Annotated in this window: 15 protein-coding genes and 1 pseudogene; 11 read left to right on the forward strand and 5 right to left on the reverse strand. The window is 73.4% G+C overall.

Annotation, left to right across the window (positions count from 1 at the left end):
* Positions 1–145: 145 nt before the first annotated feature.
* Together AB0C36_RS22400 and AB0C36_RS22405 are read right to left on the reverse strand one after the other, a co-directional pair.
* Positions 146–2,041, reverse strand: a complete 1,896-nt coding sequence (locus tag AB0C36_RS22400; RefSeq protein WP_358356628.1) for a M23 family metallopeptidase — start codon at positions 2,039–2,041, stop codon at positions 146–148.
* 234 nt (positions 2,042–2,275) lie between these two features.
* Entirely contained in the window at positions 2,276–3,259 is a 984-nt protein-coding gene (locus tag AB0C36_RS22405; RefSeq protein WP_358356630.1) for an esterase/lipase family protein, read from the reverse strand.
* Between the two features lie 507 nt (positions 3,260–3,766).
* Here AB0C36_RS22405 and AB0C36_RS22410 point away from each other — a divergent pair.
* Both AB0C36_RS22410 and AB0C36_RS22415 read left to right on the forward strand, forming a co-directional pair.
* Entirely contained in the window at positions 3,767–5,215 is a 1,449-nt protein-coding gene (locus tag AB0C36_RS22410; protein WP_358356632.1) for an SWIM zinc finger family protein, read from the forward strand.
* A gap of 161 nt (positions 5,216–5,376) precedes the next feature.
* A complete protein-coding gene (locus tag AB0C36_RS22415; protein WP_358356634.1) occupies positions 5,377–6,909 on the forward strand; it encodes a DUF5691 domain-containing protein in 1,533 nt (510 codons plus the stop codon).
* A gap of 226 nt (positions 6,910–7,135) precedes the next feature.
* Here the strand turns inward: AB0C36_RS22415 and AB0C36_RS22420 are convergent, their stop codons facing one another.
* Both AB0C36_RS22420 and AB0C36_RS22425 read right to left on the reverse strand, forming a co-directional pair.
* Positions 7,136–7,819 (reverse strand): response regulator, encoded by a 684-nt coding sequence (locus AB0C36_RS22420; protein WP_358356635.1) that lies wholly within the window; start codon positions 7,817–7,819, stop codon positions 7,136–7,138.
* A gap of 132 nt (positions 7,820–7,951) precedes the next feature.
* A complete protein-coding gene (locus AB0C36_RS22425; RefSeq protein ID WP_358356637.1) occupies positions 7,952–10,150 on the reverse strand; it encodes a sensor histidine kinase in 2,199 nt (732 codons plus the stop codon).
* Between the two features lie 198 nt (positions 10,151–10,348).
* Here AB0C36_RS22425 and AB0C36_RS22430 point away from each other — a divergent pair, with 198 nt between their 5' ends.
* The 7 genes and pseudogenes from AB0C36_RS22430 to AB0C36_RS22460 all read left to right on the forward strand — a co-directional run.
* On the forward strand, positions 10,349–11,053 hold the full coding sequence (locus AB0C36_RS22430; protein WP_358356639.1) for a hypothetical protein: 705 nt from the start codon (positions 10,349–10,351) through the stop codon (positions 11,051–11,053).
* A 307-nt stretch (positions 11,054–11,360) separates the two neighbouring features.
* Positions 11,361–12,512: an ATP-binding protein gene (locus AB0C36_RS22435; protein WP_435839098.1), complete on the forward strand. Its 1,152-nt coding sequence runs from the start codon at positions 11,361–11,363 to the stop codon at positions 12,510–12,512.
* On the forward strand, positions 12,512–15,130 hold the full coding sequence (locus tag AB0C36_RS22440) for a DUF5682 family protein (RefSeq protein ID WP_358356640.1): 2,619 nt from the start codon (positions 12,512–12,514) through the stop codon (positions 15,128–15,130). Before AB0C36_RS22435 ends, AB0C36_RS22440 begins: the two co-directional genes overlap by 1 nt.
* Before the next feature lie 104 nt (positions 15,131–15,234).
* A complete protein-coding gene (locus AB0C36_RS22445; protein WP_358356670.1) occupies positions 15,235–16,386 on the forward strand; it encodes a VWA domain-containing protein in 1,152 nt (383 codons plus the stop codon).
* Positions 16,387–16,756: 370 nt separating this feature from the next.
* Positions 16,757–17,932 (forward strand): ADP-forming succinate--CoA ligase subunit beta, encoded by a 1,176-nt coding sequence (gene sucC, locus AB0C36_RS22450; RefSeq protein ID WP_358356642.1) that lies wholly within the window; start codon positions 16,757–16,759, stop codon positions 17,930–17,932.
* Positions 17,933–17,949: 17 nt separating this feature from the next.
* On the forward strand, positions 17,950–18,834 hold the full coding sequence (sucD, locus tag AB0C36_RS22455; RefSeq protein WP_358356643.1) for a succinate--CoA ligase subunit alpha: 885 nt from the start codon (positions 17,950–17,952) through the stop codon (positions 18,832–18,834).
* Positions 18,835–19,105: 271 nt separating this feature from the next.
* A pseudogene (locus tag AB0C36_RS22460) lies at positions 19,106–19,342 on the forward strand (hypothetical protein); the annotation flags it as partial.
* Between the two features lie 57 nt (positions 19,343–19,399).
* Here AB0C36_RS22460 and AB0C36_RS22465 read toward each other — a convergent pair.
* Positions 19,400–21,013, reverse strand: a complete 1,614-nt coding sequence (locus tag AB0C36_RS22465) for an RNA polymerase sigma factor (RefSeq protein ID WP_358356645.1) — start codon at positions 21,011–21,013, stop codon at positions 19,400–19,402.
* A 267-nt stretch (positions 21,014–21,280) separates the two neighbouring features.
* Between AB0C36_RS22465 and AB0C36_RS22470 the strand changes: the two genes are divergently transcribed.
* The gene (locus tag AB0C36_RS22470; RefSeq protein ID WP_358356647.1) at positions 21,281–22,723 is read left to right on the forward strand and encodes a cell division protein PerM; all 1,443 of its coding nucleotides are present in this window, start codon (positions 21,281–21,283) and stop codon (positions 22,721–22,723) included.
* Between the two features lie 82 nt (positions 22,724–22,805).
* Entirely contained in the window at positions 22,806–22,991 is a 186-nt protein-coding gene (locus AB0C36_RS22475; protein WP_358356648.1) for a hypothetical protein, read from the forward strand.
* The last annotated feature ends 151 nt before the right edge of the window (positions 22,992–23,142 follow it).

The following is a 23,142-nucleotide window of genomic DNA, read 5'->3' on the forward strand; positions in this document are numbered from 1 at the left end:
CCGCTACGTTGTCCGTTGTGTCGGCCGAACCCCTTGCTCCCTTGCCGCGACGAGTGATCGCGTCGGCATTGCATGGCGAGGAGAGGTGCCGACGGCGGTGCCGATCGGGGCGGTGCCGTGCGGCTGACCCCGACGTCCCCCGGGGTCAGCCCGTGGGGTCGAGGCCCTTGGCGCGCAGCCACGGTATGGGGTTTATCGGGGCGCCGCCGTTCGGGCGCACCTCCAAGTGGAGGTGCGGGCCGGTGCTGTTGCCGCTGTTGCCCGAGTACGCGATCACGTCACCGGCCTTGACCGGACCGGAGTTGACCTTCGCGCGCGTGAGGTGGCAGTACCACGTCTCGGTGCCGTCGGCGGCGGTCAGGATGACCATGTTCCCGTACGAGCGGTTCCACTCGGTGCGCACGACGCCGTCGGTGACCGCGCGGACCGGCGTACCGCGGTCCACCGGGAAGTCGATGCCGGTGTGCAGGTTCGACCAGCGGCCGCCCGCCTGGCCGAAGTAGGCGGACAGGCCGGGGGCGACGGGGAGGACGTACTTGGGGCGCAGCTGCTCGCGCTTCTTGCGCTCCTCCTCCTGCTGCCGGGCGATCTCCTCCTGGCGCTCCTGGAGCGCGACCCGGGCCTGCGCGCGGCTCGCCCGGTCGGCGAAGTCCGCGGCGCTGTCCCGCAGATCGGTGAACTGCTGGTCGAGCGGCGAGGCGAGCGGGACGTCGGGGCCCGCGGCGACGGTGTCGTCGGCGACGGTGCCCTGCTTGTCCGCGGCCTGGATGCCGCCGGCGGCGGCGACCGCCATGGCGGTCGCGCCGAGCACGCCCAGCGACGCGCCCGCGACCCGGGCCATCGGGCGGGTGCGCCGGGTGGTCTTGCGGCGGGCGGCACGGCTGCCCGCGGCGGTGGCGGAGAGACCCGCGACGGCGGCCACGGCGGCGACGTGGGGGTCGGGCTCGCCTTCCCCTTGGTCTTCGTCGTCCGTGTACGCGCCGTCGTAGTCGCCGTCGTAGTCGTCGGTGGGCTCGTCGCGGTATTCGTCCGTCGCGTATTCGCCCGCGTCTGCGTACTCGTCCGCGCTGTACTCGTCCGCGGGGCGTGCGTCGGCGGGGCGTGCGGCGGCGGTGAATCCGCCGGTGCTGTAGGTCTCGGCGGCGAAGCCGTCGGCGTCCGGGTCCACGATGACGGTGGCGAACTCCTGCGTGGAGTCGTACGCGTCGGCCGTGTCGAATCCGTCGGCCGTGTCGAATCCGCCGGAGAACGCCTGGGTGGGTGCGCCCGAGGCGTTGCCGTTGTGCCACGGCTCGGCGTCGTCCCAGGCGGCGGCATAGCCGTCGTACGCCGGGGCGGGCTCCTGGACCTGCGTCGACGCGTCGTACCAGCCGCTCGCGCCGCCGTCGTTGCGCTGCGGGTCGGTGAAGGCGTCGGCGCCTAGACGGTTGTCACCCGCCCACATGTCGGCGGCGGGGGCCGAGGACCACGCCGCGCCGGTGTCGCCCGACCAGGCCGTCCCGGAGTCGTAGCCCGCCTGCTGCGGGATGACCGCCGTCTGGCCGTACGACGTGTCGTAGGCCGTCTCGTAGGACGACGCGGCCGGGTAGGCGCCGCTGTCGTAGACGGGGTAGCCGCCGCTGTTGTCGACCGCGGCGTACGAGCCGGACGTGTCGTAGGACGCCACGGCTTCGTACGAGCCGGAACCGGAGCCGTCGTAGGCGGGGGTGCCGTACGCGGGGGTTCCGTAAGTCGAACTGTCGTAGGCGGTGGTGCCATAAGAAGGGGTGTCGGCCACGTAGGGGGACGCGGGCGCCGCCTCGTACGCCCCACTGTCGTAGCCCGTCTGCGCGGCCGGATAAGCCGATTGTGTGTACGCCGACGTGTCGTAGCCGCCCGTCTGCCACGCGCCCGAGTCGTACGCGGTGGCTCCGTAGGCGGAGTTCGCACCCGTGTCGTACGAGTCGTAGGCGGGGTAGGCAGCGTTTGCGCCGGTGCCGTAGCCCTCGTCCGCGACGCCCCGACCGTAGGGGTCGCCGTCCGGATAATGGCCGTCCGTCACCTGATTCGCCTTCGTCTCGGGGGCAGATACGGCCCTCCGCAAGCGTGCGGGGGCAAGCTCGACAGGTCCTTCCACAACGATTAAGGGGGGACTCTAGCCTTCCGAATGCGACCGGGACAATCCACCGCGGCTCACCTGTGCGGCGATTCGCGGCTCACTCGTATGGATGAAGGCGGGCAAGCAGGGCAACCAAATCGGGCCCGGCAACGTCTCTATCGCCTACCGAGCGGCGGGTTACGCGGCGAGCGGAGTGCCCGGGGCCGCGTCGGCGGCGGGCGGGGCGGTAGCCGACGGAACGGCGCTCCGCGCGGCGGCCGGCATGCCGAGCGGCGCTGCGACTGGCGCCGTGAGCGGCGCCGTCAGCAGGGCGCAGACCTGGGACACCACGGGGCGGCACGCCGGGAGTGTCAGGTGACCGGCGCCGCCGACCCGCACGCTGGTCGCGTCGAGGTCGGGATGCCGCAGCGCCCCCGAGACACACGGCACGACAAAGGGGTCGAGGTCACCCCAGTAGGCGACGAAGCGCGTCGTGCAGCCGGGCGCGGGTCCGGCGAGTTCCGCGACGACGGGGCTGTCCGGGCACATCTCGCGGACGAGCGAGTGCGCGCGCAGCAGTTGGGCGGCGGCTGTGCCTTCGTGCGGGGTGCCGAGCGTGACGACCGTACGCACGCGCACGCCTTTGTCGAGGAACTGCGCGTGGTAGCGGGCGATCAGTCCGCCCAGGCTGTGGCCGACCACGTGCACTCCGGGCGCGCCGGTACGGGCGACGACCCGTGCGATGTGCCGGTCCAGAAGCTCGGCCTTCGTGCGTATGTCCCCGCCGAGCGGGTTGTGGTCGAACGGGTCGAGGCGGGAAATCCCCTCGCGGCGGAGCGCGCGGCGCAGGACCGCGAAGATCGAGCGGTTGTCGGCGAGCCCGTGCACGAGGACGACCGGAAGCGGACCGGCCTGCTCGTCGCGGGGAGACGGGAGCACCGCCGGGGGCGGACCGGAGTCCCGGCCGTCGGGAGGGGCGAGTACGGCCGCGACGCCCAGCGAGACCAGGCCCGTGGGGTAGAGCGCGAGATGCCCGGCGATCCAGGCGAGTTCGCGCACCGTGCCGCGCAGCAGGCCGACCGGCGGAAGGGCGGTCCTGCGTACCGGGTCCGCCGGGCTGCCGGGCTCGGCGGACCCGCTGTGCGGTGCTTCGTCGTGTCCCGTTTCCGGGAACGCGGCCATGACCCACCTCCGTGCGGGATTCAGGCGTGGGGCGTGGGGTGAGGCGTACGGCGAACCCAAGGCGTCGTCGGGGACATGTACGCGGCCGGCCGGCCAGGGGTTCAGCCGGAAGAACAAGTCGCGGACGAGTCGATGCGGGTGGGTTCGAAAGGAAGGGACGGCGGATCGCGAACGACAAGTAGGGAGACCCTGTGGTGGCGACGCCGCAGACCGGTCACTGCGCGGGTTCCTACTGACCGGTATGCCCGGACCGACTTGCCACGAAACACCCCGTTAACATGACGGACCTGACGAACATCCGTTTTTCTCAGGGTATTTCGCCCCGGTGACAACGGCGTCGCGCCGATGTCCCGGAGGTGTCCCGGAGCTGTCCCGGAGCCGTTCTCGCCGTCGCGCCGGCGTGGCCCGCGGCCTGACGGTGCGTCGAACCTGCGCCGCCCGCGTGTTCGGCGGGGGATTCCGGATCCGGCCGTGCGGGTGTCGGCCCGACGCCGTACCGTGACCGTCATGCTGGAACGCTGGACCGCGGACCGGGTGTTGGCACTGGCACCCGACGCCGCGTCGCAGAAGGCCGGATCGAAGCTGGCGGCCCCGGGGCCGTGGTCGGGACTGGGGGCGGGGGAGATACCCGTACCGGAGCCGGGCCAAGGGCACGACGATCAGCGCGAGAACCGAGAAGACGACCGAGAAGAGGGCCGGGAGGATGGCCGGGGGGCGACAGGCGAGGTGACCGCGAAGCGCGGTGTGTGGGGACTGTGCAAGGGCAGCGGCGCGACGGCGTACCGCACGGCGGTGGACCTCGACGGTCCGGCGTGGTCGTGCACGTGCCCGAGCCGCAAACTGCCGTGCAAGCACGCACTCGGGCTGTTGTTGCTGTGGTCCGCCGGCGGCATCGCGGAGGATGCCGCAGCGGCGCCCGACTGGGTCGAGAGCTGGCTGACAAACCGCCAGGGCCGGGAGAAGCAGCGTGTCGAGCGACAGGCCGCGGGTCCGATCGACCCCGAGGCCGTACGGCGGCGTGCCGAAGAGCGCGCCGCCCGGGTCGCGGGCGGCGTCGACAAGTTGGGCCAGTGGCTCTCCGACCAGGTGCGTCAGGGGCTGGCCGGTGCCGACCGGGCCGGCTACGCCCCCTGGGAGGCCATGGCCGCGTCGATGGTCGACGCCCAGGCGCAGGGCCTCGCCGGGAGGTTGCGCCGGGCCGGCACAAGACCCGGCTCCGGCGAGGGCTGGCCGGGCCGTCTGCTGGAGGACTACGCGGTGATGTGGCTCGTGCTGCGGGCCCACGACCGGCTGGACACGTTGGAGCCGCCGTTGGCGGCTTCGCTCAAGTCGCTCATCGGATGGCAGGTCGACGCCCAGGAGTTGGTGCGCCGCTCGGCCGAGCAGGGTACGTCGGTCCGCGACCACTGGACGGTCCTCGGCAGCCGCGACAACGACGAGGAGAAGCTGACCGTCCGCCAGATCTGGCTGCGGGGCGAGCAGTCGGGGCGCACCGCCCTGGTCCTCGCCTACGGCGCGGGCGGCCAGGCCCCCGCACTCGCGCTGCCGGTGGGCGAACGCTTCGAGGCCGATCTCGTGTTCCACGACGCCGCCGCGCCGCTGCGCGCGCATGTCGCGGAGCGGCACGGGCCGCCCGAGCCGGCCGGCGAGCCGGCGGGTTGCGATGCGGAGACGGCGGCATTGGCGTACGCCGAGGCGCTGCACAGCGAACCGTGGCTGGAGACCTGGCCCGTCGTCCTGGCGGATGTGGCGGCGGTCCCGGACTCGCTCGGCTGGCGCATCGCGGGCGGCGACGGATTCTGGCTCCCGGTCGACCGCTCCCGGGCACGCGAGGAGTCCTTGTGGCGGCTCGCGGCGATGTCGGGCGGGGCCGGTATGACGGTCTTCGGAGAGTACGGCGCACGCGGATTCGCCCCGGTGACCGGCTGGCACGAAGGCCGGGCCGTGCCGCTCTGAGCAGTCGGCAGGCCGGCCGGCGGGGCACGAGGGCGAACGTGGACATGGGCGATGGACGACGAGGGTGTGACCGGCGCCGAGTGTGGGCGGCGACGACCGCGGCGGTGCGCGAACTCGGCTGAGCGCGCATGGACTTCGGTGCGCGAGAACAGGGGATCGTGATGACGGCAGGCACCGAGACGCTGTGGGAGGACCTGGTCTCGACCGCTCTTGTGGGCACGGGCAAGCGGCCGGTCCCCGGTGTCGACCCGGGCAGCGCGCTGGGCGCGGCGGTGGACGGCATCGGACGCGAGGACTCGGCCGAACGCCTCCTGGACCTCGCCGCGTTGGCGCTCGTCCACCGGCGGTCCGGACGGCGTCCGGGGACGGGAGCAACACCGCTGCCGGCCTGCGCTCCGGACCCGCGTCCCGCCGTACCCGAGCGGGCGCGCGGACGGCTGCGCCTCCTGCTCGGCAGCAGCACCGGCGACCGACGCACCGCGATCGCCGAACTCCTGCCGGAATGGCTCGCCGAGGCGCGGGCGCGCGGCTTCCGGGCGCCCGAGTCGGAGCTGCCAGAACTCCTCGACACCGCCCGCTCGCACAGCGAACTCCGGACGGACGTCGCCGCGTTGGCAGGTGCACGCGGACGCTGGCTCGCTCGCCTCAACCCGGACTGGGCCTGGGCCGCCCGCGTCGCCGCCGCCGACCTCGCGGAGGACCCGGCGTCGTCGTCAGCCGCGGACGAAGGGATTTGGCAGCACGGCCTGTTCGGCGAACGCCTGGCTCACCTGACCGCATTGCGGCAGCGCGACCCGGCCGCTGCCCGCGACCTGTTGGGGCGGACCTGGCGCGAGGAACCCGCGGAGGACCGCGCCCAGTTCCTCGCGGTCCTGCGTACCGGGCTCTCGCCCGACGACGAGCCCTTTCTCGAAGCCGCGCTCGACGACCGGGGCAAGGCCGTACGTGCCGGGGCGGCCGCGCTGCTGAGCACGCTGCCCGAATCGGCGCTGGCCCGGCGCATGGCCGAGCGCGCCCGGGCCTGCGTGCGCAGGGACGGCGCCGCCGCGGTGGTCGTCCTGCCGCCGGAGGTCTGCGACGAGGCGATGCGCCGCGACGGGATAGCCGGTACGTCGCCCACCGGACGGGAGGAACGGGCTTGGTGGCTCGGCGAGATCGTCGCCGCCACCCCGCTGTCGGTCTGGGCCGACGTCTTCGGGGAGGCTCCGGACCGGATCCTGCGGCGGCGGTTGCCGCGCCGCTGGGCGGAGGACATCCGCGACGGCTGGGCGCGGGCGGCGGTCGCCCAGGGAGACGCCGACTGGGCGCGCGCCCAGGTGGGCCGCGGCGCGCCGACGCGCCTGCTCTCCGTACTGCCTGCGGACGAACGCGCCGGGCATGTCGCGGAGCACGTCGCGGAGCACGGCCTTTCGGAGGCGTTCCAACTCCTGGCGGGCTGCCCGGCGGTGTGGCCGAAGGTGCTCGGACGGGCCGTGGTGGAGGCGCTGGCGCGGGCGGCCCGAGAGTCGGCGTACCCGTGGAGCTTCAGCGGCGTCACCGGGCTCGCCGCGCGATCGCTGGACCCCGCACTCGCCACCGAGATCGAGGGACTGGCGGGTGCCGCGGGTGAAGACGGCTATTGGGGGCGGGCCTTCGCCGATCTGGCCGCGACGCTGCGCGAACGCGCCGTGATGCGAATGGAGTTCGACGAGTAGTCCGGTGGGTGGGTCGACGAGTGCGTCGACGAGTGCTCTGACGACTCGGCCGACGAGTGCTTCGCCTGGTAGCTCGACGATTCTTCTTGGCACGACTGGCACGACTGGCACGACTGACACGGCGATCGGGTCGGCGGAAGGCGCGGTGGTTGGTGGGTGTCCTCGCTGTCCTGTGGGCCCGATGCGACTTGAAGACATAGTCCGGGCCGTCGCTCCCCGACGTACTTCAGGTCTGGTTGGCGGGCGGCGTCGGGCCCAGGCCGGCGTCGCGGGCGATGGCCACCGCTTCCGCGCGACTGCGGGCGCGGAGTTTGGCGAGGACGTCGCTCACCCGGTTGCGGACGGTCTTCTCCGACAACACCAGCCTGCGCGCGATGGCGCCGTTGTCGAGGCCGTGCGCGAGCAGGTCGAGGATCTCCCGCTCCCGGTCGGTGAGCTGCGGGAAGGGCACCGCGCCGCGGGTGTGCGCGGGCGAGGCGGAGAAGAACGCCAGGACGCGCTGGGCGATGCGCGGTCCGAAGACGGCCTCGCCCCGGGCGACCCCGAGGATCGCCCGGCGGATGTCGTCTCCGTCCGACTCCTTCAGCAGGTAGCCGCGTGCGCCCGCGCGCAGTGCCGCGAACACCGAGTCGTCGTCCTCGTCCATCGTCAGCACGATGACGGCGGTTGCCGGATGCGTGGTGCCGATGCGCGCCGTCGCCTCCAGACCGCCCATGCCGGGCATGCGCAGGTCCATCAGTACGACGTCCGGTGCCAGGCGAGCCACTTCGTCGAGGGCCGCCGCTCCGTCCCCGGCCTGACCGACCACGTCGAGGTCGTCGAGGTCTTCCAGTACTGCCACCATGCCCGCCCGGAAGACCGGGTGGTCGTCCACCACCAAGACCCGTACCGGCGTCGTGTCCTCGCTCAATTCCCTGCCTGTTCTTTGGTGTCGGGTTGGATTCGTATGGCGCCGAGGGCGGCGCCGGGTCGGCTGCGCAGGACGACGTCGATGTCGTCGAACGCGGAAGGTGCGCACGCGCCTCATACGCGGCGCCGCGGGTCACTGGGGGCCGCCTGGCAGCGTGGCCCGCACGATCGTGCCGCCGCCCGCGCGCGGCAGGATGTCCACGCGTCCGCCGACCTCGCCCGCGCGTTCCCCCATGCTGCGCAGGCCCACCCCCGCGTGCGGGTACACCGGCATTCCGCAGCCGTTGTCGCTGACTTCGATGACGAGTGTTCCGGCGCGCACGGCCGCGTCGAGCCACAACTCGCCGGCGCCGCTGTGCCGCACGGCGTTGGTGATCGCCTCGGCGGCGATCGCGTACGCGGCAACCTCGACCGCCGCGGGCATCGTGTCCAGGCCCGGCCTCAGCTCCACCGAGCAGTGCGGCGTCTCGTAGCCCGCCACCAGGTCGCGCAGCGCGCCGGTGAGGCCAAGTTGGTCGAGTATCGGCGGGCGCAGCCCGTGCACCACGGACCGCAGGTCGGTCACGGTCTGGCGCAGCCGGTCGCGGATCGACCGGGCCCGGTCCGCGAGTTCGGGCCGGTCGGAGGACTCGATGCGGCGGGCCAGCGCGTCGAGCTGGTGCGCGGTGCCCGCCAGCGCGGGGCCGACGCCGTCGTGCAGGTCGGCGCGCAGGCGCCGCCGCTCCTCCTCGCGCGCGACGACGATCCGGGCACGGCTGCGCGCGACGTCGGCGACCAGCCCCGCCGCGTAGGCGAGTGTCGCCGCGCGCGTCGCGACCTCCTCCACGGCCGCCTGCTCCTCCGGCGTCCAGCGCTCGTCGCCGGGGCGTATCCCGACGTGCAACTCGCCCATGTGCTGCCCGAGAGCGTGCGCGGGCACCGCCCGCCAGCCCTTCACCGGAGTGCCGCTCACCGCGACCACGGGTGTCTTGCCGTCGCCTTGGAACGCGACGTACGGCAGCCGCAGCGCCCGCCGGAGCGCGTCGACCAGCCGCTGCAACGCCTCGGTCGGCTCCGACGCGGGCGCGACATGGCGGCCCACCCGGGCGACCACCGCGTACGGGTCGTGCCGGTGCCCGAACAGCCAGCGGTCCACGGCCTTCTGCACCGCGCCCCGGCCGACCGCGGCGAGCAGCGCGATCACCGCGACCGCGACGAACCCGAGCGTCGAGGTCGGCGCGGCGCGTCCGACGCCGACCACCAGGCCCGCGTACACGCCGACCATGACGAGGGTCAGCACCACGTACACGATCGTGCGGTTGAGGACCACGACCACGTCGAACATCCGGTGCCGCAGCATCGCGACGGCGATCCCGACCGGCGGCCCGAGCAGGCCGAGACCGAACAGGACGTCGATGGTCAGCCGGCCCGCGATGACGAGCGACAGCGTCCACGTGATGACCAGGACCATGCCGCCGAGCACCAGCCACTGCAATTGCGTGCGCTGCACGCCGACCGCGCGCCGGGTACGTACGACCAGGGCGGCGACGCCGAGCGCGGTCCCCGGGAACAACGCCGTTCCGGCGCCCGCGAGCGTGACGTAGCCCAGCCACCGGGTGCCGGGTATCGCATAGGGGTTGTGGACCTGGTCCGTCACGTCGATCGGTCCGTCGCGGAACATCGCGGCCAGCGCGGCGAGCGTGGCCACCGCGACGATCGCGTACGCCGGGACCCGCCAGCGCCGCCCGGGCAGGTGCCCGTCCGGGAAGACCAGGAGCAGCAGCGGCACGACCACGAAGTACTGGGCGAATCCCCACGTCCCGATCCACGCGGCGAAGTCCGCGAACGGCAGCGGGTCGTCGGCGATCTCCTCGGAGATGACGGCGTACAGCGACAGGTTGAGGTACGGCGACAGCGAGGCCGGGATCAGCAGCAGCCACCCGACCGGGTTGCGCGGCCGCCCGCGCACCACGAACGCCCCGATCACCGGCCACGCCGAGCCGAGCACCACGTCGCCGGCGGACAGCGCGCGCAGGTCCGCACGGGCCGCGGTCCAGTGGTACAGCGGTACGTACGCGACGCTGGACACGACGGCGACCACCGCGAGCGCGGTGGCCAGCGCGATCAGGCGCGACTCGGGGATCCGCAGCGCGAGGGCGCGCAGTTGCCCGCGCCGCGACGGGCGCGCGGCACCGGACTCAGCACCGGACTCGGCACCGGACCCGGACTCGGCACCGGACCCGGGCGCGTCCGCGGAGGCGGCGGCTCCGCTCACGGGCGTGCCGGCTCCACCCGGGGTCGTCGGCTCGTCGGCGTCCCCCAGGCCGCCGGCGTCGGGCAGATGCGTGGTCACGCGGTCATGCTGCCTCAGCCCCGGTGGACTCGGCACCGGGGTCCGGCCGATATCCCGGACGAGGGGTGCCGGTGTCCCTGGTGCCCGGGACGCGGCGGCGCGGAAAGTGGACCATGTCGCCGGGCATCGGGTCCGGTACGTGCCGCCGGGGGGCTGTCAAGCAGGCGGCGAACATGTGTGGGGGGGAGAAAGATCCACATGACGTACACGGAACCGGGCCCGGTCGACGGGCGCACCGGGGTGGGGGAGACCCCGGTGCGCCGGACCTACTGGCCGCTCGTGGGGGCGGCGGCCGGCGCGCTGGGCGGGATCTCGACGCTGATGCTGGACGTCCGCATGGGCATGCCGGACGGTCCGACCGACACGATGACGATCGACCGGGTGAACGACGTCGAGGTCATGGTGTCGCGCGCCGGGTTCCTCGGCGGCTTCGCCGCGGTGGCGCTGCTGCTCGTCACCGCGGCCGCGTGGCGCCGCCGCGTAGAGCCGCGCGTGCCGGGCAGTACGGCGGCCGGTGTGGTGAGCCTGGCACTGGTGTCCGCGGCCGGGGGGCTGACGCTCGGCTACGGGTGGAAGGGCGCGATGGGCATCTACGGCGAAGGCGGCCCGGAGAGCGACGCGTTCGACGTGCAGGGGCGCTACGTCTACTTCATGCTCAACGACTTCGGCGCCTACATCCCGTGGTTCGGGGTCCTGGTGGCGGCGGGCGCGGTGTGCTGGATGGCGCTTCGCGAGCGGACCGTCGACCGCTGGATCGGGTGGGTAGGTGCCGTGCTGGTGGCGCTGCCCGTCATCGGCTTCGTGGTGATGTCGGTGCCGGGGCTTGCCGCGATCACGATGCCGCTGTGGATGGTGGTCACGTTCGTGGGACTGACGTTCGGCAAGAGCACCATCACCCGCTGACGCCGGCGGGCGGGGACGCTGTGTGACCGGGACGCTTTGCCGGGACGGTGGCGGGGGGCCGCCGTCTCGGCAGGCGTCCCGGTGTGCCCGAGACCGCGCTGAAGCCCCGTCAGCGCACCGCGCCCGAGGTTCCCGGTTCGCCGGGCGCCTCGGGCGCTTTCGCGCGTGCTCCGCGGGAAGGCGGGGGCGGTCCGGAACGTGTCAGACCGGCCGGGCAGTCTTGGACATGTCGGGGCAGCCGCGATCACGGCGGCCGGGGCCCTCGGCCGGATCCAGAGACCGCACACATCGACTCCGGGGGCTGTCCGTGACCTCTTCCGCACCCACGACTCCCGCGACCGGCGCGGCCGGCCCGGCCGGCGACCGGGCGGACACCGGCACCGCGCTGCGGCCGCACGCCGAGCAGGACTTCGCCGCCGAGCTCACGGCGCTGGCCGGAGCCGACGACCGGCCCCGTCCGCCGCGGTGGCGGCTGTCGCCGTGGGCGGTGTCGACGTACCTGCTCGGCGGTGTGCTGCCCGACGGCACCGTGATCAGCCCCAAGTACGTGGGGCCGCGACGCATAGTCGAGGTTGCCGTCACCACTCTCGTCACCGACCGCGCGCTGCTGCTGCTCGGCGTGCCCGGCACCGCGAAGACGTGGGTGTCCGAGCACCTGGCCGCGGCCATCTGCGGCGACTCGACGCTGCTGGTGCAGGGCACCGCGGGCACCCCCGAGGAGGCGATCCGCTACGGCTGGAACTACGCGCAACTCCTGGCCCACGGCCCGTCCCGGGACGCACTGGTCGCGGGTCCGGTCATGCGTGCCATGGCCGAGGGCCGCATCGCACGCGTCGAGGAGCTGACCCGGATCCCCGCAGACGTGCAGGACAGCCTCATCACGATCCTGTCCGAGAAGACGCTGCCGGTGCCGGAGCTGAACGACGAGGTGCAGGCGGTACGCGGGTTCAACCTCATCGCCACCGCCAACGACCGCGACCGCGGCGTCAACGACCTGTCCAGCGCGCTCCGGCGCAGGTTCAACACGGTGGTGCTGCCGCTGCCCGCGAGTGCGGACGACGAGGTCGACATCGTCGCCCGCCGTGTCGAACAACTCGGCGTCTCGCTCCAGTTGCCGAAGATCGAGGCGGCGGAGGCCGAACTGCGGCGCGTCGTCACGGTGTTCCGCGAGCTGCGCTCCGGCATGACCGAGGACGGCCGCACCAAGCTCAAGTCCCCGTCCGGGACCCTGTCGACGGCCGAGGCGATCTCGGTGGTCACCGGCGGCCTGGCGCTCGCCGCGCACTTCGGCGACGGCGTGCTGCGTCCGGCGGACACCGCGGCGGGCATCCTCGGCGCGGTGGTCAAGGACCCGGGCTCGGACGCCGTGGTCTGGCAGGAGTACCTGGAGACGGTCGTCCGGTCGCGTGACGGATGGCAGGACTTCTACCGCGCGGCCCGCGAGGCGGGGGCATCTTGATGACGGTCCCCGGCCCGCGGGCGGGGAAGTCCGGTACGCCCGCGAAGTCCGGGAAGGCGGCGAGGACTCCGCATCTTCTCGGGGTACGCCACCACGGCCCCGGCTCCGCACGGGCCGTGGCCGCCGCCCTCGAAGCCCTCGCCCCGGACATCGTGTTGGTCGAGGGGCCGCCCGAGGCCGACCTGTTGCTGTCGTACGCGGCGGACTCCGACATGAAGCCGCCGGTCGCGCTGCTCGCGCACGCGGTCGACGACCCGGCCCAGGCGGGGTTCTGGCCGTACGCCGAGTTCAGCCCCGAATGGGTCGCCGTCCGGCACGCGCTCGACAACGGCATCCCGGTCCGGTTCATCGACCTGCCGGCCGGCTGCTCCTTCGCCCTGGACCGCGCCCGCAACGCGCTGCCGGTCCCGTCCCTGCACGGGCCGCCGACCGCGGAAGACACCGACACCGACCCCGGCACGGATACCGAGATCGACACCGATGCCGACGCCCGAACCGATGCCGGAACCGACACCCGGCCCGGCGGTGCAGGCGACAGCGCACCGGACCCGGTGACCGACCCGGCCGCCACCCGCACCGACCCCATCGCGATGCTCGCCCGGGTCGCCGGGCACGACGACCCCGAGCGCTGGTGGGAGGACGCGGTCGAGCACCGGGCCGACCACAGCGACCCGATGGCGCCGTTCGTGCTCCTCGCCGAGGCGATGGCCGCTTTGCGCGCGGTCGGCACGGCAGCGGGCGACACAGGCAACGACGGCACAGGCAAGCGCAGCCCGGGCAAGGACGGCACAGACGCGGACGGCAAGAGCGCCGACAGCGCAGCCGCGGGCACCCCCGCGGCCGAACCGCCGCCGCCCGCCTCGCCGTTCCCCGACCTGGAGGCGGCGCGCGAAGCACACATGCGGCTGGCCGTCGCGGCCGCCTACAAGCAGGGGTTCCGCGAAGTGGCGGTGGTCTGCGGGGCGTGGCACGTACCCGCGCTGGCGGCCACCCGGCCCGCGGCCGAAGACCGTGCGGTGCTGGCCCCGTTCGCGGCGTTCTCGCGCGGCGGCGTGCTGCCCAAGGTCAAGGTCGAGGCCACGTGGGTGCCGTGGACATACCGCCGCCTCGCCCACGCCTCGGGCTACGGCGCGGGCGTCGCCTCGCCGGGCTGGTACCACCACTTGTTCGCCGACCACGCACCCGAACGCATGCTTCCCCACTGGTTCGTGCGCATCGCGGGGTTGTTCCGCGACGCCGGACGGCCCGTCTCGGCGGCGCACGTCATCGAGGCGGTCCGGCACGCCGAGGCGTTGGCGACGCTGCGCGGCCGCCCGCTCGCCGGGCTCGACGAAACCCTGGAGGCGGTACGCGCGGTCATGTGCGACGGCGACGACGCGCCTCTCGCCCTCGTGCACGACGACATCGTCGTCGGCGACCGCATCGGGACCGTGCCGGACAGCGTGCCCGCCGTACCGCTGCAACGCGACCTCAACCGGCAGCAGAAGAAGTTGCGGCTGGGCCCCGAGGCCGCGGTGCGTGAATTGCGGCTCGACCTGCGCAAGCCCACCGACCTCGCGCGAAGCCGCCTGCTCACCAGGCTCGACCTGCTGGACGTGGCGTGGGGCGTCCCGGCCGCCGGGCAGCGCGGCACCGGGACGTTCCGCGAGGAGTGGACACTCGCGTGGCAGCCCGAACTCGCGATCCGGGTCGCGGAGGCGGGGATATGGGGCACCACCGTCCTGGCGGCGGCGACCGCGCGGGCGGCCGATCTGGCCGTCCACGCCTCGTCGTTGGGCGAGGTGACCGCCGTCGCCGAGCGCTGCCTCCGGGCCGACCTGCCGGACGCGCTGCCGACCGTGATGCGCGTGCTGGAGGATCGTGTCGCGCTGGACGCCGACGTCGCGGCACTCGCGGAGGCGCTGCCCGCCCTGGTGCGCGCGCTGCGCTACGGGGACGTGCGCGGCACCGACACGGCCGCGCTGGCCTCGGTGGTCGACGGAATGCTGCTGCGCATCTGCGTCGGCCTCGTCCCGGCCTGCGCGGGCCTGGACGACGACGGTGCGCGCGACATGCGCCGCCACCTCGACGACGTGCACGACGCCACGACACTTCTCGCGCCGCGGCCGGGCGACGAAGACCTGCGCGAGTACTGGTACGCCGCGCTCGGCCGGCTCGCCGACCGCGACAGCCTCCCGGGCCTGCTGACCGGCCGCGCGGTCCGCCTGCTGCTGGACGCGGGGCGGCTGACCGCGGACGACGCCGGGCCGCGGATGTCGCGGGCGCTGACGCGCGGCACGGCGTACCGCGACGCCGCCGCGTGGATCGAGGGCTTCCTGTCCGGCGGCGGCCTGCTGCTGGTGCACGACGAGGCGCTGCTCGGCCTGGTCGACGCGTGGGTGTCCGGGATCCCCGCGGAGGACTTCACCGACGTGCTGCCGCTGCTGCGCCGCACTTTCTCCGGCTTCGCGGCGCCGGAGCGGCGCACGCTGGGCGAACGCCTGCGCAACCCGGCCCGCGGCGCGTCGGGCGGCCCGGGCGACGGCGACTTCCCCTTCGACCGCGATCGGGCGGACTCCGCACTGCCGTTGGTCGCGTACCTGCTCGGCGGCCCCGTCCCCTCGGGAGGCGACTCGTGACGACGTCCTACGACAGCGCGGCGTCCGGAGGCGAATCGTCCGGAGGCACATCGTCCGGCAGCGCACCGTCCGGGGCCGCGCCCGGGCCGGGGACGGGTCCCGGCATCGCGGACCCCGAGCGCCTGCGGCGCTGGCGGCTGATCCTGGGCGGTGACGCGGACGGCACCGGCTGCGGCCTCGCCGGCCAGGACCGCCGCATGGACGAGGCACTGGCCGCGCTCTACCGTCCCGCGCCCGGGCAGAGCCGGGGCGGCGGCGGTACGGGGCCGCGCTCCGCGGGGCTCGGCGCCTCGGCCCCCTCGGTCGCCCGCTGGCTCGGCGACATCCGCGAGTACTTCCCGCCCGGCGTCGTGCAGATCCTCCAGCAGGACGCGATCGAGCGCCTGGACCTGACCCGGCTCCTGCTCGAACCGGAGATGCTGGAGGCCGTCGAGCCCGACGTGCACCTGGTCGGCACCCTCCTCTCGCTCAACCGGCTGATGCCGGACGAGACCAAGGAGGTCGCGCGGGGCGTGGTCCGCCGCGTCGTCGACGACCTGGAGCGGCGGATCGCGCAGCGCACGCGCAGCCTCGTGCAGGGTGCCCTGGACCGCTCGACGCGCGTGCACCGGCCGCGGCACGCCGACATCGACTGGAACGCCACGATTCGCGCGAACCTCAAGCACTACCAGGCCGAGCACCGCACGGTGGTGCCCGAGCGCCTGGTCGGGTACGGGCGGCAGCGGCACGGTGTGCGGAAGGACGTCGTGCTGTGCGTCGACCAGTCCGGCTCGATGGCGGCCTCGGTCGTCTACGCCTCGGTCTTCGGTGCGGTCCTCGCCTCGATGCGGTCGCTGCGCACCTCGCTGGTCGTCTTCGACACGGCGGTCGTGGACCTGACCGACCAGCTCGCCGACCCGGTGGACGTGCTCTTCGGCACGCAACTGGGCGGCGGTACGGACATCAACCGCGCGCTGGCGTACTGCCAGGGCCTGGTCACCCGGCCCTCCGACACGATTGTGGTGCTGGTCAGCGACCTGTTCGAGGGCGGTGTGCGGCAGGAGATGCTGCGCCGGGTCGCGGCCATGCGGCGGGCGGGCGTGCAGGTCGTCACGCTGCTGGCGCTGTCCGACGAGGGGGCCCCGGCGTACGACCACGAGAACGCCGCGGCGCTGGCCGCGCTGGGCAGTCCGGCCTTCGCCTGCACGCCCGATCTGTTCCCGGAGCTGATGGCCGCCGCCGTCCGGGGGACGCCGCTGCCGGTCCCGGAGGGGTGAATCCGCGCTCACCGACCCGGTGAGCCGGTGTGCGCGACGTGGGCTGCACCACATCCGGAAGCGGCATTTCGGACCGGAGCGTGCGCGAGCGTGCGGTGTGCGCAACGATGGATCGGGTGAAACGGGACGTACCCGGCCTGGACGGGGGTCGGTCGGTGTCGGCGGTACGACACATGAAGCGGTGTGATCAAGCCCCCGGTTCTGACCGGGTTGCCGTCCCGGTTAATCTGCAAGCGGATCAGCTGCGCGTACGGACGCCGTCCACCAGGGTTCTGGGGGCGAGCCTTCCTGGCCTCCGCGGGACCCTCGTGGTCGACGAACGTGGCGCGATGTCTTCCGACAACAACCGCGATCACAAGGACGGACGCGCGTGGACCTGTTCGAGTACCAGGCGAGGGACCTCTTCGCCAAGCATGAGGTGCCGGTTCTTCCCGGTGAAGTCGTCGACACCCCGGAGGCGGCCCGGGCCGCCACGGAGCGCCTGGGCGGCAAGGCTGTCGTCAAGGCCCAGGTCAAGGTCGGCGGCCGCGGCAAGGCGGGCGGCGTCAAGCTGGCGTTCTCCCCGGACGAGGCGGTCGAGAAGGCCACCGACATCCTGGGCATGGACATCAAGGGCCACACCGTCCACAAGGTCATGCTGGCCGGCCTGGGCGAGATCGCGGAGGAGTACTACGTCTCCTTCCTCCTCGACCGGACCAACCGCACCTTCCTCGCCATGGCGTCCGTCGAGGGCGGCGTGGAGATCGAGGTCGTGGCCGAGGAGAACCCGGACGCGCTCGCCAAGATCCCGGTCGACGCCATCGAGGGCGTGACCGAGGCCAAGGCCCGCGAGATCGTCGAGGCCGCCAAGTTCCCGGCCGAGCTGCGCGACCAGCTGGTCGACGTGCTGCAGCGCCTGTGGACCGTCTTCGTCGCCGAGGACGCCACGCTGGTCGAGGTCAACCCGCTGATCAAGTCCGGCGAGGGCAAGATCATCGCGCTCGACGGCAAGGTGACGCTGGACGAGAACGCCGACTTCCGGCACGCGGACCACGCGGCGCTGGAGGACAAGGACTCGGCCGACCCGTTGGAGGCGGCGGCCAAGGCCAAGGGCCTCAACTACGTCAAGCTGGACGGCGAGGTCGGCATCATCGGCAACGGCGCGGGTCTCGTCATGAGCACCCTGGACGTCGTCGCGTACGCCGGTGAGAAGCACGCGAACGTCAAGCCCGCCAACTTCCTCGACATCGGCGGCGGCGCCTCGGCCGAGGTCATGGCGAACGGCCTGGAGATCATCCTCGGCGACCCGGCCGTCAAGTCGGTCTTCGTCAACGTCTTCGGCGGCATCACCGCGTGCGACGCGGTCGCGAACGGCATCGTGCAGGCGCTGGAGCTGCTGTCGAGCAAGGGCGAGGCGGTCACCAAGCCGCTCGTCGTGCGCCTCGACGGCAACAACGCGGAGCTGGGTCGTCAGATCCTGACCGACGCCAACCACCCGCTGGTCCAGCAGGTGGACACCATGGACGGCGCGGCCGACCGTGCCGCCGAGCTCGCGGCTGCGAAGTAAGGGAGCACGAACCAGCCATGGCTATCTTCCTGACCAAGGACAGCAAGGTCATCGTCCAGGGCATGACCGGCTCGGAGGGTATGAAGCACACCCGCCGCATGCTGGCCTCCGGGACGAACATCGTCGGCGGCGTGAACCCGCGCAAGGCCGGCGAGAAGGTCGACGTCGACGGCACCGAGATCTCGGTCTTCGGCACGGTGGCCGAGGCCATCGAGGCGACCGGCGCGGACGTCACGGTCATCTTCGTACCGCCGAAGTTCACCAAGGACGCGGTGGTCGAGGCCATCGAGGCGGAGATCGGCCTCGCGGTCGTCATCACCGAGGGCGTGCCGGTGCACGACACCGCGCAGTTCTGGGCGCTGGCCGGCCAGAAGGGCGGCAAGACCCGCATCGTGGGTCCGAACTGCCCCGGCCTGATCACCCCCGGCCAGTCGAACGCGGGCATCATCCCGGCCGACATCACCAAGCCGGGCCGCATCGGCCTGGTGTCGAAGTCCGGCACGCTGACGTACCAGATGATGTACGAGCTGCGCGACATCGGCTTCTCGACCGCGGTCGGCATCGGCGGCGACCCGATCATCGGCACCACGCACATCGACTGCCTCCAGGCGTTCCAGGACGACCCGGACACCGACGCGATCGTCATGATCGGTGAGATCGGCGGCGACGCCGAGGAGCGCGCGGCGGCGTACATCGCCGAGCACATCACCAAGCCGGTCGTCGGCTACGTCGCGGGCTTCACCGCCCCCGAGGGCAAGACGATGGGCCACGCCGGCGCCATCGTCTCGGGCTCCGCGGGCACCGCGCAGGCCAAGAAGGACGCGCTCGAGGCGGTCGGCGTCAAGGTCGGCAAGACCCCGTCCGAGACGGCCCGCCTGATGCGCGCCATCATGGAGGGCTGACCCACGCCCTCGGCGTAGGCCGCAAGGCACGAACGGCTGTGGCCCCCACCAGCGGTGGGGGCCACAGCCGTTCCCGCTTCCGGCGACGGGACGGCTGCGGCGGTCCAGCCCCACGACGGGCCCGGCTCGGCTCCGCGGTGGTCCGGTCCGGCGATGCCGTATCGCCATGGCGCGTATGCCTCCCGGGCAGTTGGTGAAAACGCGTGTCGGCTTGGCGAGTTCGTGACGGCAACGGGCCCGGGCGGGTTTCGGACGGGGCAGAGGACAGCGTCATGCGTCGCGCGAGTACGTGCGGACAGGCTGCGGAATGGCCTGGTACGACAGCGGCGCGGTCACCGTCGGTCCGAACGGCGCGCGCCTGACCGTGGGCCTGTCCGGGGTGGCGGACCTCCACGACGTCCGGGAGATCGGCGTCGCCTTCGCTCCGGCGGCGGGGGCCGAGGGGCGGAGCGCGGTGTACGTCGACGAACTCACCGCCCGGCAGCGGCGAGGTCGCGATTGTCGGTGACCACGAGCGACGTTTGCCCCGCGCGGCGGTGACGGCGAACCTGCCGGGCGGCCGACGCTAACGGATGTATTCGACGACGCGGTCGACCTGGTTGTTGTCGTCGTAGTGGATCTGGAAGACCGTTCTGGCCAGGTGGCCTTCGGCGAGGCGGGACAGGAACAGCGGCGGGTCCACGAAGCGTTCCTCGGTGATCCCGAACGCCTTCTCGCCGCGGAAGCGCGCCTCGGTCGCCAAGGGGACGTCGCGTACGCCCACGATCGCCTCCGGGTCGACACCCGCGTGCGCCGCCTCGATCGACAGGAAAGTGCCCCCGTCGCGCTCGGACGATCCCTTGATGTAGACGAACTCGTACTGACCCTGCGGTACTTGCTCCGCCTTGGCATTGGTGCGGCCGAACCTGAACTCCTGTTTGGGAGCCTGCTCCGCGACCTGCGCGCCCAGGCCGCCGCGCGCGGCGATGGAAGCCTGGACCTCCGCGCGCTTGTCGGGCAGCCCACCGGGGTCGGCGATGGAGGAGAGGGCGTACCCGCCCAGGCCGAGCACCGCCGCCACGACCGCCGCCACCAGCACGAGGGCGCGCGTACGGGCACTGCCGCGGATCCTCGCGGCCGAGTGCAGTTTGGGCCGGTACCGCTTCGTCAGATCCGTCATCACCGCGTTCAGGCGCTCGTGCGCCTCCGGGCCGTCCGGGTCAGGGCCCGTCAACTCGCCGACGCGGCGCGCCAGTTGCTCGTTGGCAAGGCTGATGCGCTCGATTGTGGAGTTGGTCGTGGCCTCGGTCTCGACCGCGATCTCCTCCGGCTCCATGCCCAGGTGGTGGCGTAGGACGGCCGCCCGGCGACGGTGCGCGGGCACCCGCCGCAGCGCGCGCAGCAGCGCGACGTCGGCGGACCACGCGCGGTCCACGGCGTCGCTCTTGTCGCCGGTGAGGTCGGGTACGGGGCTGCCCGGGGCGGAGTCGGTCTCCGGCGGTTCGGACGCCCCGCCGAGAGCGTCCGCGGCCGCCGCGCCCGGGTCCGTGCCCGGGTCCGTGCCGCCCGTGTCTGGGTCGGCGCTGCCCTTGTCCGGGCCCGTGCCGGAGTCCGGGCCCGTGCCGGAGTCCGGGCCCGCGTCGGCATCCACGTCCGGGGCCGCCGCGTCCACATCCGGACCCGCGTCGGCATCCGTGCCGGGTTCGTCGGCATCCGACGAGGAAGAGGAAGGGGCGTCGGGTGCGGTCGCGGGTGTGGACAAGGCCGCACCCTCGGCGGCGTCCTTGGCGGAGTCCTTGACCCTGCTCTCGGGCGCGTCCTCTGCCGCGACTTCGGGCACGTCTTCGGCTGCGGCCTCGGCCTCGTCCGCGGTGTCGGCCTGGTCCACGCCGCCGGGGGCGGGTGACCGCCGCACCCTTGCTACCTGGGCGGCGACCCGGTCCGGATGGGGTATCCAACTGCCGATCCGCTGTTGCGCGCGGTGCAGGTGGTCGAGCGCCATGTCCGACGCGAGCATGCGCACCCACGACTCGGGTGAGGGGAGTGCGGAGACGGTCTCCCATTCGGCGTACGCCCGCGCGTACGCCCGGTGCGTCACGTGCGCGGCGCGGTGCGGCCCGGCCGTCAGCAGGTAGACGTGCCGCGCGACGTCCGCCGCCGTCCTGTTGTAGAAGGCGTCGAAGCTCGCGTCGTCGTGCATGCTCGCCGTGCTCCCCGTACTCGCTCCGACAGGTGGGACCGCCGTTCGGTTGCTCGTGTGCCGGACCGTGCGGAACGGGACGGGACGGGTGGAGCATCCGCCTGGGCGCACCGATACCCCACCGCGTGCTTGGTAATGCCATATTTCTTGTGAAAACAGATCAGTGACTGTCGAATCTGTGTGAATGCCAACAGATCCGGGCCGACACGGCCGGTGCGAAGGCCATATACCGGGCAGATTGCCTTCGCGTTGGCAGCATGAGGGATCGTGAGCGACACCCCTGTACCCGCGCTGCCGAGCCACCCCGCAGCGGCCGACCCCGACGTCGGCGATCTCGACGGTCCCGAAGGCCTCAAAGTCCTCGACGATCACGACGGTCCCGAAGACGGCCTCCACGGCGACGGCCACGGTGCGGGCGTCGAGGAGGAGGAGTTCTCCGACGCTCCCGACCCCGCCGCCGACCTGCGCGCCGCACTCGACGGGGCTGCCGCCGGGTTCGTCGCCGTCGGCCTGGGCCTCGGCTTCGCCCTCGTACCGGTGCTCCTCGCCGTGCTGGCCGACGCCTTCGGCGGCGGCTTCACCGACCCGGGCGACATCCTGCGCACCGCCGGGCAGGTCTGGCTTGCGGCCCAGCGCGTCGGGCTCGACGTCGCGGGCGAGCAGCCGGGTGCGGCGGTACGCCTCGGCATCGTCCCGCTCGGCGTCACCGTTCCCCTCGTGATCGTCCTGGTACGCGCCGGCCGCCGGTGTGCCGCGGCCGGAGAGAGCGGGCAGACCGGGGGCGCCCGCGCGGTGACCTTCGCGCTCTCGGCGTTCGCGATCGTGTACGCCGGGCTCGCGTACGGCATCGCCGTCATCGCCGGCACCCCCGCGATCCAGCCGGTGCGCGAGCGCGCCCCTGTCGCCGCCGGAGCCGCCGCGCTGGTGTTCGGCATGTACGGCGCGCTCCGCACGGGTGCCTACCGCGACCTGTCCGAGCGGATGCCGCCGCACCTGCGCGACCGCGTACGGCCGTACGCGGGGCCGGCCGCGGTGGCGCTGCGGGCAGGGGCGGCCGCGGCGTGCGTGCTGGCCGCGGGCGGCGCGGTGATCGTCTCGGCGTCGCTGATCGTGCACGCGCACGCGGTCGGTGCGTACGTCGACCGGGTCGCGGTGGGGGCGCCCGACACCGTCGCGCTCGCGCTGCTGTGTGCGGCGCTCATGCCCAACGCGATCATGTGCGCCGTCGCGTACGCCTCGGGTGCCGGATTCGCGGTCGGGGTGGGGACCACGGTCGCGCCCACAGGTGTCGACCTCGGTGCGGTCCCGGCCCTGCCGTTGCTGGGCGCGCTCCCCGGGACGACCTCGATCGCCGGGTGGTGCACGCTCGCAGTGCCGGTGGCCGCCGGGGTGGCGGCCGGCCTGATCGCCGCGCGCGGCGGACAGGCGGGCAGGCTGCGGACCGCGCTCGCCGCCGCGGCCGCGGCCGGGCCGGTCACCGGCGTACTCGTCGCGGGGGCAGCCTGGCTCTCCACCGGTGCCGCCGGCGCGCAGCGGCTCACCCGCACCGGCCCCCACATCTGGCCGGCGGCCGGATCCGTCACCGCCGCGGTGGCGGTCGCCGCCGTCCTCACCGCGGCGCTTGCGGGCTGGTGGCGTTGGCGTCGCGTCCGCGCGGCCGCGCAACTGGCCACGGTCGTGGTCCCGGTACCGGAGCAATCCTCCCGCTGACTCCGGGAGTTCGCGCCGACACCGAGTGCCGGCGAACGCCCGGCCTGCGTCGGAGAGCGCGGTATACCAGACCGAACACGGCATGCGCCGTCGATGGCCGGCGGGCACTCCGACCGCACAGCTGGTCCGGACCCTGCGCGTGCTCGCCCAGATGCCGCCGGGCAGCGAACACCGCGTCTTGGAGGTGCTCCGGCACCTGGGCGACGATCCGAAGGCGCCGCTGTGGCCGGGCCCCGACGCCAAGCCGCAGCCGATGTTCGAGAGGTAGGGCCGCGACGCCGCAAGGCCGTGGAACCGGTCGAGGTCCGGAAACCGGGTCCGGAACCGGTCGAGGCCCGCACCCCCCGGAGTCCGGGGCACCCCGGAACCCGGTGTAGTGCGGACCTCGACGATGGCCCTGTGCCGCGGCGGGTGGGGGG

The sequence above is a fragment of the Streptodolium elevatio genome (genome assembly GCF_040649515.1).
GTDB lineage: Bacteria > Actinomycetota > Actinomycetes > Streptomycetales > Streptomycetaceae > Yinghuangia > Yinghuangia elevatio.

Coding starts and splice junctions, on each gene's coding strand:
- AB0C36_RS22430 (WP_358356639.1), top strand. CDS start 10,349: ATGACGTACACGGAACCGGGCCCGGTCGACGGGCGCACCGGGGTGGGG.
- AB0C36_RS22410 (WP_358356632.1), top strand. CDS start 3,767: ATGCTGGAACGCTGGACCGCGGACCGGGTGTTGGCACTGGCACCCGAC.
- AB0C36_RS22440 (WP_358356640.1), top strand. CDS start 12,512: ATGACGGTCCCCGGCCCGCGGGCGGGGAAGTCCGGTACGCCCGCGAAG.
- sucD (WP_358356643.1), top strand. CDS start 17,950: ATGGCTATCTTCCTGACCAAGGACAGCAAGGTCATCGTCCAGGGCATG.
- AB0C36_RS22415 (WP_358356634.1), top strand. CDS start 5,377: ATGACGGCAGGCACCGAGACGCTGTGGGAGGACCTGGTCTCGACCGCT.
- AB0C36_RS22475 (WP_358356648.1), top strand. CDS start 22,806: ATGCGCCGTCGATGGCCGGCGGGCACTCCGACCGCACAGCTGGTCCGG.
- AB0C36_RS22405 (WP_358356630.1), bottom strand. CDS start 3,259: ATGGCCGCGTTCCCGGAAACGGGACACGACGAAGCACCGCACAGCGGG.
- AB0C36_RS22465 (WP_358356645.1), bottom strand. CDS start 21,013: ATGCACGACGACGCGAGCTTCGACGCCTTCTACAACAGGACGGCGGCG.